Origin of the sequence: Vreelandella zhanjiangensis DSM 21076 (assembly GCF_000377665.1) — a bacterium.
Lineage (GTDB): Bacteria > Pseudomonadota > Gammaproteobacteria > Pseudomonadales > Halomonadaceae > Vreelandella > Vreelandella zhanjiangensis.
Window position 1 is genome coordinate 222,064 of record NZ_KB898647.1, and the last position, 12,146, is coordinate 234,209.

The 12,146-nt window shown below is 52.3% G+C and carries 11 protein-coding genes; 3 read left to right on the forward strand and 8 right to left on the reverse strand.

Annotated features, from left to right (window positions below; all coding sequences use genetic code 11):
• The gene (locus D467_RS0105250) at positions 1–726 is read left to right on the forward strand and encodes a 3'-5' exonuclease (RefSeq protein ID WP_018916463.1); all 726 of its coding nucleotides are present in this window, start codon (positions 1–3) and stop codon (positions 724–726) included.
• A 66-nt stretch (positions 727–792) separates the two neighbouring features.
• On the opposite strand, the gene D467_RS0105255 is transcribed toward D467_RS0105250, so the two are convergent.
• The 4 genes from D467_RS0105255 to D467_RS0105270 all read right to left on the reverse strand — a co-directional run bounded on the left by D467_RS0105255 (position 793) and on the right by D467_RS0105270 (position 5,650).
• Entirely contained in the window at positions 793–2,433 is a 1,641-nt protein-coding gene (locus tag D467_RS0105255; RefSeq protein WP_018916464.1) for a BCCT family transporter, read from the reverse strand.
• A 177-nt stretch (positions 2,434–2,610) separates the two neighbouring features.
• On the reverse strand, positions 2,611–3,483 hold the full coding sequence (locus D467_RS0105260) for a glycine betaine ABC transporter substrate-binding protein (RefSeq protein WP_018916465.1): 873 nt from the start codon (positions 3,481–3,483) through the stop codon (positions 2,611–2,613).
• A 134-nt stretch (positions 3,484–3,617) separates the two neighbouring features.
• Positions 3,618–4,448 carry an ABC transporter permease gene (locus D467_RS0105265; protein ID WP_018916466.1) on the reverse strand — a complete coding sequence of 277 codons (831 nt, stop codon included), beginning with the start codon at positions 4,446–4,448 and terminating at the stop codon, positions 3,618–3,620.
• Positions 4,448–5,650 carry a quaternary amine ABC transporter ATP-binding protein gene (locus D467_RS0105270; RefSeq protein ID WP_018916467.1) on the reverse strand — a complete coding sequence of 401 codons (1,203 nt, stop codon included), beginning with the start codon at positions 5,648–5,650 and terminating at the stop codon, positions 4,448–4,450. Before D467_RS0105270 ends, D467_RS0105265 begins: the two co-directional genes overlap by 1 nt.
• Positions 5,651–6,028: 378 nt before the next feature.
• Here D467_RS0105270 and D467_RS0105275 point away from each other — a divergent pair, with 378 nt between their 5' ends.
• Together D467_RS0105275 and D467_RS0105280 are read left to right on the forward strand one after the other, a co-directional pair.
• On the forward strand, positions 6,029–6,427 hold the full coding sequence (locus tag D467_RS0105275) for a Clp protease/crotonase-like domain-containing protein (protein WP_018916468.1): 399 nt from the start codon (positions 6,029–6,031) through the stop codon (positions 6,425–6,427).
• A gap of 267 nt (positions 6,428–6,694) precedes the next feature.
• Positions 6,695–6,910, forward strand: a complete 216-nt coding sequence (locus D467_RS0105280) for a hypothetical protein (RefSeq protein WP_018916469.1) — start codon at positions 6,695–6,697, stop codon at positions 6,908–6,910.
• 74 nt (positions 6,911–6,984) lie between these two features.
• On the opposite strand, the gene D467_RS0105285 is transcribed toward D467_RS0105280, so the two are convergent.
• From D467_RS0105285 to D467_RS0105300, 4 genes are all read right to left on the reverse strand, one after another.
• Positions 6,985–8,385: a sigma-54-dependent transcriptional regulator gene (locus D467_RS0105285; protein ID WP_018916470.1), complete on the reverse strand. Its 1,401-nt coding sequence runs from the start codon at positions 8,383–8,385 to the stop codon at positions 6,985–6,987.
• An 11-nt stretch (positions 8,386–8,396) separates the two neighbouring features.
• Positions 8,397–9,842 carry a sensor histidine kinase gene (locus D467_RS0105290; protein ID WP_018916471.1) on the reverse strand — a complete coding sequence of 482 codons (1,446 nt, stop codon included), beginning with the start codon at positions 9,840–9,842 and terminating at the stop codon, positions 8,397–8,399.
• Between the two features lie 50 nt (positions 9,843–9,892).
• A complete protein-coding gene (locus D467_RS0105295) occupies positions 9,893–11,068 on the reverse strand; it encodes a PQQ-dependent sugar dehydrogenase (RefSeq protein WP_018916472.1) in 1,176 nt (391 codons plus the stop codon).
• Between the two features lie 147 nt (positions 11,069–11,215).
• Positions 11,216–12,091 carry an AEC family transporter gene (locus tag D467_RS0105300; protein ID WP_018916473.1) on the reverse strand — a complete coding sequence of 292 codons (876 nt, stop codon included), beginning with the start codon at positions 12,089–12,091 and terminating at the stop codon, positions 11,216–11,218.
• Positions 12,092–12,146: the final 55 nt, after the last annotated feature.

Below are 12,146 nucleotides of genomic sequence, written 5' to 3' on the forward strand. Positions count from 1 at the left end.
ATGCGAGGTATTCGTCCACGTCAAAAAGTGACCCAGGCCGATTGGGCCGGTTATATGGCGCAACGCGCGGGCAGTGCAAAAGACCCTGATATCAAGCGATTTTTCTCTGCGCCTTTGCCCGCACCCGATACGCCGATTGCCGATGTGCCTATGGTGGCGCTGGATGTAGAAACCACCGGTTTGGATGAGCGACGCCATGCGATTGTGAGTATCGGCGTGGTGCCGTTTACACTTAATCGTATAAAGCTTGCAAAACGTCGTTACTGGGTTGTTAATCCCTCACGCCCGCTGGCAGAGACCTCCATTGCTTTTCATCATATTACCCACTCCGAAGTCGCTGAAGCGCCCGACCTGGACGTTGTTCTCAATGAGTTGCTGGAAATGCTGGCAGGCCACTTGGTGGTCGTTCACTTTCGCAATATCGAACGCCCGTTTCTAGACGCCGCTATACAGGATCGGCGTGGGGAAGGGGTAATGTTTCCGATGATCGATACGATGTCGCTTGAAGCAAGAATGCATCGTCAAACGCTATGGGCGCGGTTTCGACGCTGGCTGGGACGGCCGCCTGTTTCAATACGCTTGAATGCGAGCCGCGAGCGCTATGGGTTACCCAGCTATCAAGGTCATCATGCCTTGACTGACGCACTAGCGACGGCAGAGCTACTGCAGGCGCAGATTGCGACCCATTACCGGCCAGATACGCCCCTGAAGGATATATGGTGTTAGTGCCTCGCTAAACAACGCAAAACGGGCAGCCTAAGGCTGCCCGTTTTAGTCGTACGCGTAGATTTATTACACCGCTTTGGGTTCGCTCATCAACCCTTTGATGATCGCGTAGCACGCCACCAGCAAGATTATGGTGAACGGGAACCCGGTGGAAACCGCCATGGTTTGCAGTGCCGTCAACCCGCCACCCAGCAGCAGGGCAATGGCAATGGCGCCTTCAATAATCGCCCAGAACACGCGTTGTGGCGTTGGAGCATCCACTTTGCCGCCCGCCGTAATCGAGTCAATGACGAGAGAGCCTGAGTCGGATGAGGTCACAAAGAACACAATTACCAACAGGATTGCGATGAAGGACGTGATTTGTGACAGCGGTAGCTGCTCCAGCATGATGAACAGCTGCAGGTCGACGCCCGCATCACGCACGGCGTTAATACCCTGGCTCACATATTGATCGATCGCCGTGCCGCCAAACGTGGTCATCCACAGAACTGATACCATTGACGGTATAATAAGTACGGAAATCAAGAACTCACGAACCGTGCGGCCACGTGATACGCGGGCGATAAACATGCCGACGTACGGTGACCAGGAGATCCACCAGGCCCAGTAGAAGGCTGTCCAGCCTTGGCTGAAGTTAGCATCTTCGCGACCAAACGGATTTGAAAGCGCGGTGAAATTAGCCGCATAGCTCCATAGGTTTTCAAAGAAGCCCGTCGCAATGAACAAGGTCGGGCCAACAGCAATCACAAAGAACAACAGCAGCGCCGCCATGGCGATGTTGATCTTGGAGAGCAACTGCACGCCCTTATCGACACCGGCAACGATGGAGGCGATAGCCACCAACGTAATACCGACAATCAACAGGATCATCGTGATGTCGCCTTCCGGCGCGCCAAACAGATAAGTTAGGCCCGCAGCCGCCTGGCTAGCGCCCAGCCCCAATGACGTGGCCAAACCAAATAGCGAAGCGAATACCGCCAGAATATCAATTACGTGGCCAGGCCACCCCCAAACGCGCTCGCCCAGGATAGGGTAGAACACCGAGCGCATGGAAAGCGGTAAACCCTTGTTGAACGAGAACAGGGCTAGCGAAAGTGCCACGATTGCGTAAATCGCCCAAGGGTGAAGGCCCCAGTGGTAAATAGTCGCTGCCATGGCAAGTGATGTGGCTGCTGCCGCATCGCCTTCAGCACCCCCCAGTGGTGCCCAGGCACCGCCTTCAAGCGAGGTTCCAAAGTGAGTGAGCGGCTCGTTCACGCCAAAGAACATTAAGCCAATGCCCATGCCCGCGGCAAACAGCATCGAGAACCAACCCATATAGGTATAGTCGGGTTTGGCGTCGGCGCCCCCAAGACGTATTTTACCCAGCGGGGAGAAAATCAGACCAATACATAAAATAACGAATATGTTGGCAGCTGCGATAAAGAACCAGGATAGATTACCGGTCAAAAAGCTAAAGATGGCGTCATATATGGGCGCGATAGTGTCTTGCAGCGCCAGCGTTAACACTACAAATATCAGTACAACAACCGCAGAAATGCTGAATACCTTGCCATGCAAATCAAGGTCAAAGCCCATTTTATTGGTCGTAATATTATCCTGACCGATCACATAATCGGTATCGATCAGATTTGCTGCCCCCTCAGGAGCAGGAATGCCCTCTGAGCCCGGTTCATCCGGGGAGTGATTAGGTTCTTGCTTATCCACGAGTGCCTCTCCGTTTTGATTAGAAAACACGCGCGTATGCGTCGTGTAGCTTTTGATTAACTATATATTAACAAACGTTGTATTGCCGTTATCTTGAGATTGTTTTTTGTAGAACTTTCTTAAAACAAACGTGCCGGCCACAGCGTTTACTGGGGCCGGCACACGATAGACAAGCGCTTAGCTATTTAGCCACTGCTCTACAACATCCTGATTATCTTCTACCCATTGCTTGGCATTTTCATACGGTTCGCTGCCATCTTCCTGATTCATAAGCATAATTTCGCCCATTTGTTCCGGGGTCCATTCAAAGGCCTCAAGAATTGCATAAGCTTCCGGCATATCGTCTTCTAGGCCATTGCGCACAACGGTGTGGATCTGCTCTGCACCGCCAAATACGTTTTCGGGGTCTTCGAGGTACTTAAGATCCCAGCGTGCAAACATCCAGTGCGGCGTCCAGCTGGTGATCACGATATCTTCTTCGTTATTAATGGCATTGCTAAGAGCAGCTACCATGGTGGCGTCACTGCCGCTACGTAAACGAAGATCAAGATCATAGGTATCCACGACTTCTTCGGTCAGTCCCATCAGACCTGCACCGGGGTCGATACCGATAATCTCGCTATTGAATATATCTGCATTGTCATTCAGCTCAGCGATCGAATCGACCTCTGTATAGGAAGGAACGACAAGGCCAAGCTTTGTACCGTCAAGATTAGCGCCTAAATCCTCGACCGTATCGCCAATGCGTTCCATGTATTCAGCATGAGTCGTGGGTAGCCAAGCTGCCACAATGGCATCGGCATCGCCGGTGGAAAGCGCCTGGAACATGGCCGCCGCGGAAAGTGAGGTCATTTCTACGTTATAACCTGCCTGTTCAAGCACGGCGGCTATCACATTAGTAGAGGCTACCTCTGACGACCACTCGACATAGGCGAGGTTAATCGTTTCCTGATCTTGCGCCTGGGCTGCGCCACCAATTGCCAAACCAGTGCCGGCAATCAGCATTGCCGAGGCTAGGCGAATACGACGATTCAACGTTTGGGTTTTCATTCACTTGCTCCCTTTTATAGTAAGTGCCTTTGCAAAAGGCGGTTTCAGCATGGTCGTGAAAATCTAGCTAATCAAGTTATCTGCGTTAACGCACCCTTCAACCAATCTTAATTGCGTATTATGGGCTGCCTAGGTTACTTAGAAGATCTGCGCAGTGACTGAGTTAAGCGATCCAGCAGCATGGCCAGAATAACAACGGCAATACCTGCTTCAAAACCATCGCCTGGGCGCAGTCGCTGAATGGCGCGCCACACTTCGCTACCCAAGCCATCAGCCCCAATCATCGCCGCAATAACCACCATGGAAAGTGCCAGCATAATCGTCTGGTTGATGCCCGCCATCACGGTGGGTAGTGAAAGCGGCAGCTGTACCTTGAACAACTTTTGGCTGCGGGTAGCGCCATACGCATCGGCGGCTTCAATAAGCTCGACGGGTACCTGGCGAATCCCCAGCGTTGTAAAACGGATTGCCGGCGGCATGGAAAATATGACGGTGGCAAAAATCGCCGAGACAGAACCGATTCCGAAAAAGGGAATCGCCGGTATCAGGTAAACAAACGCAGGCATCGTCTGCATAAAATCAAGTAGCGGCATGATTACCCGATAAAGCCGCTCTGAAAGCGCCGCCGCAATACCCACCGGCAGCGCAATGATGACGGCCACGAGCGTTGCAATTACCACTAGCGTCAGGGTTTCGATCATCGGGTTCCAGAGACCCAGGTTCCAGATTAGCGCAAGGCCAGCAGCGCCGCCTATGGCTAAACGAGGGCCCGCGAGCTTCCAGCAAATCAGAGCAATAATCGCCAGTAGCGCCCACTCGGGCAGCCACATCAACCCGTCGTTAAGAGTATTGATACCAGTTTGTGTAAAGCGCGAAATACCGCGGGTAACCACGGAGTATTCGCTTGTCAGCCAAGTCAGGCCGCCTTCAATCCAACTGCCCAGCGGGATACGAGGAATGTCCATTACTGCTCTCCTGCTCGTGCCAATTCATCCAATACCGCACCTTTCACCACAACGCCCAGTAAGCGTTGTTCTTCATCTACCACGGCGATCGGGAAGCTTTTTTCACTAAACATGGCAAACAGGTTCTGCAGCGGCTCCTGAGGGGAGACTTTGCGAAAGTCCTGCGTCAGGTGGCCGGTGATTTTCTCAGTCCCAGCCTGGATAGCGGCATTGGCGGCGTCGGCTTCAAGTAAACCAAGCAGACGACGGTCTCGATCAGTGACATAGATAGAGTCGATGGCGTGTTCGCGCATGCGGTGTAGCGCTGTGCGCGGACCGTCGCTCTCGCGTGCGGTGGTGCGCAGTGGGCGCATGGCGCTTGCCGCGGTTAATATCCGGGCCCGGTCGACCCCTTCGATAAAGCGGCGCACATAGTCATTGGCAGGCTGGGTGAGGATTTCTTCAGGGGTTCCGATCTGAACCACTTCGCCATCTTTAAGCAGTACGATCCGATCGCCAATATTGAGCGCTTCATCCAGGTCATGGGTGATAAACACCGTCGTTTTTTGCATCTTGGTCTGAAGCTGCAAAAGCTCTTGCTGCATATCCTTGCGGATCAATGGATCAAGAGCTGAAAATGCCTCATCCATCAACAGTACGCTGGAGTCGTTGGCAAGCGCGCGCGCCAAGCCGACGCGCTGCTGCATACCACCCGATAACTGGTTGGGGTAGGCGTCTTCCCAGCCCTCCAGGCCCACTTGCTTGAGCGCGGTATGGGCGATCTTCTGACGTTCAGTCTTATCGATACCGCGGATTTCCAGTCCAAACTCTGCATTCTGCTGAACGGTTCGGTGAGGGAAAAGCGCGAAATTCTGAAAGACCATGGAGAAATGACGGCGGCGGCACTCCAGTAAAGCCTTTTCTCCCAGGGTGGGAATATTCTCGCCATCAATGATTATCTCACCTTCTGTTGTATCAATCAGGCGGTTAAGGCAGCGAATAAGGGTCGACTTTCCAGAGCCCGAAAGGCCCATGATGACGAGTAGCTCACCTTCATAAACATCGAAAGATATATTGGAGAGGCCTAATGTCTGGCCTGTTTTTTCTAGAATGTCAGGACGTTTAAGACCTTGATCGCGTAGCTCCAAGGCTCTTTTAGGTTGTTTACCAAATACCTTGCTTAAGCCGCGTACTTTAATTTTGACAGGACGTTGCTCATCCATCGTGATCCCTTTTATTTGTATGAGGTGCTTTGTCTCAATGCTCTCTTTTTATTGCCGATCTTTCCTCATCTAAAGCAGTCCCACAAAGCAGTTATAAGAAAAAAAGAGAATATGTTTAGTTATTTATTAAAAATTATTATACATAAATGGGGTGATTGTGTCACAACGCCCCTTTCAACGCGGCCATAAACTGCCACATGTGCCATTTTGCACCCAGCTAGTCTTTCGCTTAAGGTGGTTTTTGTTTTCTATAAGCTATTGATATATAGGTTTTTTTATTTTTAATTGCGCGATTGGCCTGCTAGATGCAAGGTTTAGGTAGAAGCGAAGTTAGGCAAAATGAAATGTTTTGCACAAGTATTAATGGAGGTGGATTTTATGGATAGCCAAGTTAGTGTGAAAATGAAACGTCCGCGCATTATGACATTGTGCATGGCAGCCACGGCGGCGAGTGTCTTACTCCTGGCTGGTTGTGGTGATAACGAAGATGATATGCCCCCGGCACAACAGCCTGAGTCTATGGAACAAGGCACTATTGCTCCTGAGCAGGATGCAGCCGTTACTCAAGAGCCTACTGAGTCTTCTCCTATTGAACAGTCATCAGATGAGGCTGGTTCGGCGATGGATGAAGAACCAGTTGTGCCTCAGGAATCCATGCAACCAGAAGATGAAGCGCGTACTCAAGACGTGCAAGAGGATCCTGGTTTTGGTGAAGGTACCGACCCCATGCCCGGTGCTAATGAAGAAAATGACGATGAGTTAACCAATAGTCAGTAAGCAGTAAGTGTAATGAGTAAGTAAGTAGTTACCGCTCCCTACGATGATAAGCCGCTTCAGCTGTTCGTTCCCTGCGGCTGCTCCATACGGTTTATCATCCTTCCCCCCGCGCCCGCGGGGGTTTTTTTATCTTTAATTTAATGCTCGTTTAATATCGGCTAGCGGCTTGCATCGTCGATAGGCTTGGCTATGTTGATAGGGCGAGGATACGTTTTTGATTGGTAACATCAGGACTTATATCCACTGTGATATGCAAAGGAGAGCAACATGGTGACAATGAATAAACTGAGTATGGATAAGCACCGCATAAAAGCGCTGCTATTAGCAGCTATTTTTGCGTTAAGCACGCTGGGATTGGCTGGCTGTGGCGAGGATAATCCTCCTAATGAGAATGCTCAGCCCGAGCCTGAAGAGCCTCTAAACCAAGGGCCAATGGCCAATGATGATGCCAACGGCGTTCCCCCTACAGAAGATGGCACCTGATCCATTAGCCAGATCCATTAAGAAAAATGGCCAAATTAGCGATGGTTAATTTGGCCTTTGAGGTAGGAGGAGTATTACTCCTCGGTATCTTCAAGACGCCGATACAGTGTGCGTCGGGCAATCCCCAAAAGCTCTGCTGTACGGCGTTTATTTCCGCCCGTTGCTTCAAGCACTTTACGTATATAGCGCTTTTCTACTTCCTCAAGGCTTGGCCAGCGGGTAGGTGAGGGGGCCGGAAGCTGTGTGCCAGGAAGTATCTCACCGCTTAATGTAGGCGTGATTTCCACACTGGTTTCTTGGGAAGCGTGTTCACGCAGTCGCTCAGGCAGGTCTTGGTGCTGCAGAATGCCGTCTTCGCTAAGTGTGACGGCGCGCATCACCGCGTTTTCCAGCTCGCGCACGTTACCGGGATAGGTGTAGTTCAGAAGGCTATTTAAAGCATCGGGCTCAATTTGTTCAATCTGCTTGTTCTGCGCTTCTGAGTGCTTATCAATAAGCGCAAAAATCAGATGTTCAATATCGGTGCCCCGTTCACGCAGGGGCGGAATCCGCAAAGAAAAGGTTTCCAGCCGGTAAAAAAGGTCGCTACGAAAGCTTTCCTGCTCGATTTCTTTATCCAGATTACGGTGCGTGGCGGCAATAATGCGCACATCCACCGGCTCTTCGCGCTCGCCGCCTACCGGGCGTACGGTTTTTTCCTGAAGCGCACGGAGCAGCTTTGCCTGCAGATTAATCGGCATTTCTCCGATCTCATCTAGAAACAGGCTCCCCCCCTGGGCGGTATGAAACAGTCCTTTACGCGCTTCGTTAGCACCTGTGAAGGCGCCTTTTACATGACCAAAAAACTCGCTTTCCATTAGATCAGCAGGAATGCTGGCGCAGTTGACCGCTATAAAGGGAGCGTCATGGCGAGGGCTTTCCTGATGGATAGCACGCGCCAGTAGCTCCTTGCCGGTACCGCTTTCGCCGAGAATCAAAATGGGGGCATTGCTTTTAGCCAAGCGTGAGGCGTCATGAAACAGCGACTGCATGACATTACTTTTGCCCACAATGCCATGAAAGTGGCTGAGCTCCGTATCATGAGAGAGCGACAGGCGCTGGCGCTCCAGCACCCGAAAGACGGCTTCACGAATAGCGTCAAGATCAAGCGGCTTGGTCAAAAAATCATCCGCGCCCAGCTTGAGTGCTTCTACCGCCTGGTCAATCGTGCCAAAGGCCGTAATCACGATAATGCCCAGCTCGCTGCCACTTTGGCGGAGCTGTTGAAGCAGCTGAATGCCGGTCATTCCGGGCAGGCGCACATCGGTAATCATCATGGCCACTGGCGTATGGCTTAATAGTGCAATTGCCTCTTCAGCGCTAGGTACGCCAAGCGTTTGATAACCCGCATCGTTCAACTCTTCTTCTAATAACTCTCGTATCGCGGGGTCATCTTCCACTACCAACAACGGTAAAGGGTGTTCCTGATGGGTCACAAATGTTGTCCTCAAGCGGATGCGGTTTCACTAAGGGGTAGCGTGATTTCAAACCCAGCACCGCCAAGAGTACTGTCAAATACGCCAATCGTACCGCCGTGATCATTGATAATACGGTGCACCATAGAAAGTCCTAAGCCGCTGCCTTGGCCCACCGGCTTGGTGGTAAAAAAGGGATCAAAAACATGCTGATGATTTGCGACGGGAATCCCGGGCCCGTTGTCTTCCACCCAGAGCGTTAGTTCATGCTCATTCTTGCGCGCTCGAACGCGAACGTGGGAAACCTCAGGCGCCTGCGCGGCATTGCGCAATAAATTGGTAAGCACCTGAACGATTTGCTGACCATTCGCTAATAAATGGGGGGTGGGAACGGGGAGATCAACATCCAGTCGAATATTTCTTGGCTCCAGCTCCTCTTCCACTAACTCGCTGGCGTTTTGAATAAGTTGATCTAATGCCAGTTCGCCTTTTTCGACATTGTGCTGGCGCCCTAATTCCATCAATTGGCGCACGATTTCAACAATGCGCTCAACTTCATTGCGAATACGCCCCAGTTTTGCTCGCTCATCGTCGCCAATCACATCACGGCGCGCTAAGCGCTGGGCCTGTCCGTTGATCACCGTCAGCGGCGCCCCGATTTCGTGGGCAACCCCCGCGGCCAAAACGCCTAGCTCAGCTAGTTTCTTGGATTTGCGCAGGCGTTTTTCAAGCTCGATCTCTCGGTGTTGCCTAACTTCGATATCGCGATCTTTTTCTGCCATGGCGTCCAGCATGCCGTTTAAGCCTGAGGCCAGCCGACGATACTCCGCAGGTCCGTCTATGGTAGCACGCTGGCTCCGATCACCGTCTTCCACCAAAAGCATAACGTGCAATAGACGGTTAAGCGGACGCTCTATATAGCGCCTGAACCCCCACCAGATGCTGAACACGATACCGGCCGCACCAATCACAAACACAAGAACCGCCACAATACTGATGAACCCAGTGTAGTTCTCGATACCGGTATTCAAACGGTTTACCTGGAGTACGCCGTGTACCGTGCCGTCTTGGGTGCGCAGCGGCGTGATGGCTGAGTAATAAGTCCAGCCCTCTTGCTGTCGGTAATTGCTGTAAAGGTCGTCACGTTCGATAACCTGACGAATCTCCTCGGGTGTGAAGAGATCCTTGCCTAACCCCAGCCCGTAAACTTCACGCCCCTGCAGATCAAAAACATAGGCGCCATAGATACGGTGAAAAGAGAACGCTGACTGTAGCGCCTCTTCCAAAGGGGTCGGGCTTTCCCGCGTGACGGCATAGCTTAAAGAGGTACTCAGCGCCCGAGTAATAATTTCAACTTCGGTTTGCAGTTTGGAACGAACATTGTCTTCCAACGATTTGATGGCGACGATGCTGAATACCACCAATACAACAAACAGCGGTACGATAACGGTTAATATAATTAAATTACGAAGTCGCATGCTGCTTCCGTATGGGTATCAAGCCTTTCATCAATGAAAAGCACAGTGTTTTAAGGTTGCTCTGTGGGCAGAAGACGGTAAAGGCTGCCTTGGCTCTCGTCAGTTAGCAAGTAAATTGCACCATCGGGGCCTTGGCGAACATCGCGAATACGGCCGATCTGACCATCCAGGAGGCGCTCGTTTTCCGTCACTTCCTCGCCGTCAAGACGCAGGCGCAGCAGTTGCTCACTACTTAAGCCACCGGCGAGTAAATCACCTTCCCAGTCGCTAAAGCGCTCGCCACTGACTTCCGCCAAACCTGAGGGCGCAAAGCGGCCTTCAAAAGGGTAGTGCGGATCGATCATGTCGGGGTGCGAATCTACCCCTAGCGGCTCATTGGTAGCGTAATCGTTGCCCAGCGTGACTTCCGGCCAGCCATAGTTAAGGCCTGCCTGAATATGATTCAGCTCATCGCCGGTAAGCGGGCCATGTTCTGTTACCCATGCCTCGCCGTTGCTGCGTACGATCATGCCTTGAATATTACGATTCCCTATGGAGTAAATCTCATCCAGGGTATCGGCATCGCCGACAAACGGGTTATCTTCTGGCACACCGCCGGTTTCCGTCAGACGCAGCGTAGAGCCCGCATGATCGTCGCGTGCCTGAGCTCTTGACGGGTCGGAGCCGCGATCGCCAATGCTCATCAACAGCGTGCCATCGGTTAACCAGGCAATACGTGAACCGTAATGGCGGCCGGGGCCGGATGCGCGGTCCTGTTCAAACAGGTGTTCCACATCGCCCAGCGCATCACCCTGCCATTTTACCCGGGAGAGCGCGCTGCGGCTGCCATTGTCGTCTGGCTTGCTCCAAGTGAAGTAAATCCAGTCGTGCTCGCCGCTGGCGTCACCAAACCCAGGGTGCAGCACAACATCCAGCAGCCCGCCCTGACCGTGATGGTTGACGCGGGGCATACCCTCAAGCGTCCGTGATTGGCCATCTTCATCAACCAGATTCAACTGGCCGTTACGCTCGCTGACCAGAAAACGGCCATCCGGTAAAAACGCCACCGCCCAGGGGTGTTCAAAATCTCCGGCTACCCGCTCAATCGTAAAATCAAGATACTCGCTCTGGACCACCTCACCCACGGTTTCTGCGTGGGCGCTATTTATGCTTGCAGCTAGGCAGAGTGTGGTAAATCCAGGCGCTAGCCAGCGGGGTAGCGCATAAGCCTTGTTTGCATCTTGCATAAAAGAGCTCTCCGGTAATGAAGTGACCGCACTGAAACCGTCGTTGAAACCTTTATTAAAACCGTTTTCGTAACGGTCAGTGTAGCGATAGTTGCCAGACTTTTAGTTTAGCAGTGACGCATTGCCTTTCGGGAAGGCTCTTCCAGACTACATCAATAGAGCCAATAGAACAGGAAGATAAAACAGTGCTAATAGGGTAGAGCAAAATACCAGACTCGCTACATAGGCAGGCTCACGCTGGGCGCGCTGGGCAAACAAATAGTTGAACACGGCCACTGGCATGCACATCTGCACGACCAAAATACTCTGCGCGAGCGGCGGAAGTCCCAGCCAACCGGCAATTAGCCAAGCGGCACCAGCCGCCAGGGGAATACGCACCAGGCTAAAGCCAAGCCCTGAGCGTAGGTTTTTGACCTGAATACTTGCTAGAGAAACGCCTAGGGTAATCAGCATCAACGGTACGGTAAAACCGGACATGAGGCCCACGGTGTTGGCGAGCCAGGGCGGCAACGAGGTATTGGTCAGCAGCAGCACCATAGACATTAATATGGCGTACACCGTGGGCGTCTTGACCAGGGTTTTAAGCGGATTGCCCCGGCTTTGGAGGGCGGCGCCCAGAGTGAACTGAAACAGCGATACGGTAATCATCGCCGTGATGCCATATGCAAAGCCAGCGCTACCAAACGCATAAAGCACCACGGGAAGGCCCATGTTGCCGGTATTGGGGTACATCATGGGCGCCAATAGAACTCGCCAATCACGGCGCAGCAGCTTGGCAACACCGAACGTTGCTATCCCCATCGTGATGATCACCAGCGCGGTGGCAAGCATGGTGCGACCAAAGGTACTGGCATCGATGTCGGCACCCGCTAATGAAGCGAGTACAAGCGAAGGGGTTCCGATGTTGAAAACCAGGCGGGTCACGAAATCGACGGGGTATGGATGCCCTAGGCGAATCCATAAAAATCCCAGCCCCGCGCCAGCAAGTACGGGGGCCATGACGGCAAAAAGTTCGGCAAGCATTGATGATCCCTGGCAATCGTTCGTTGCCCATTGTCGTTAATGAGCAGACTAACTG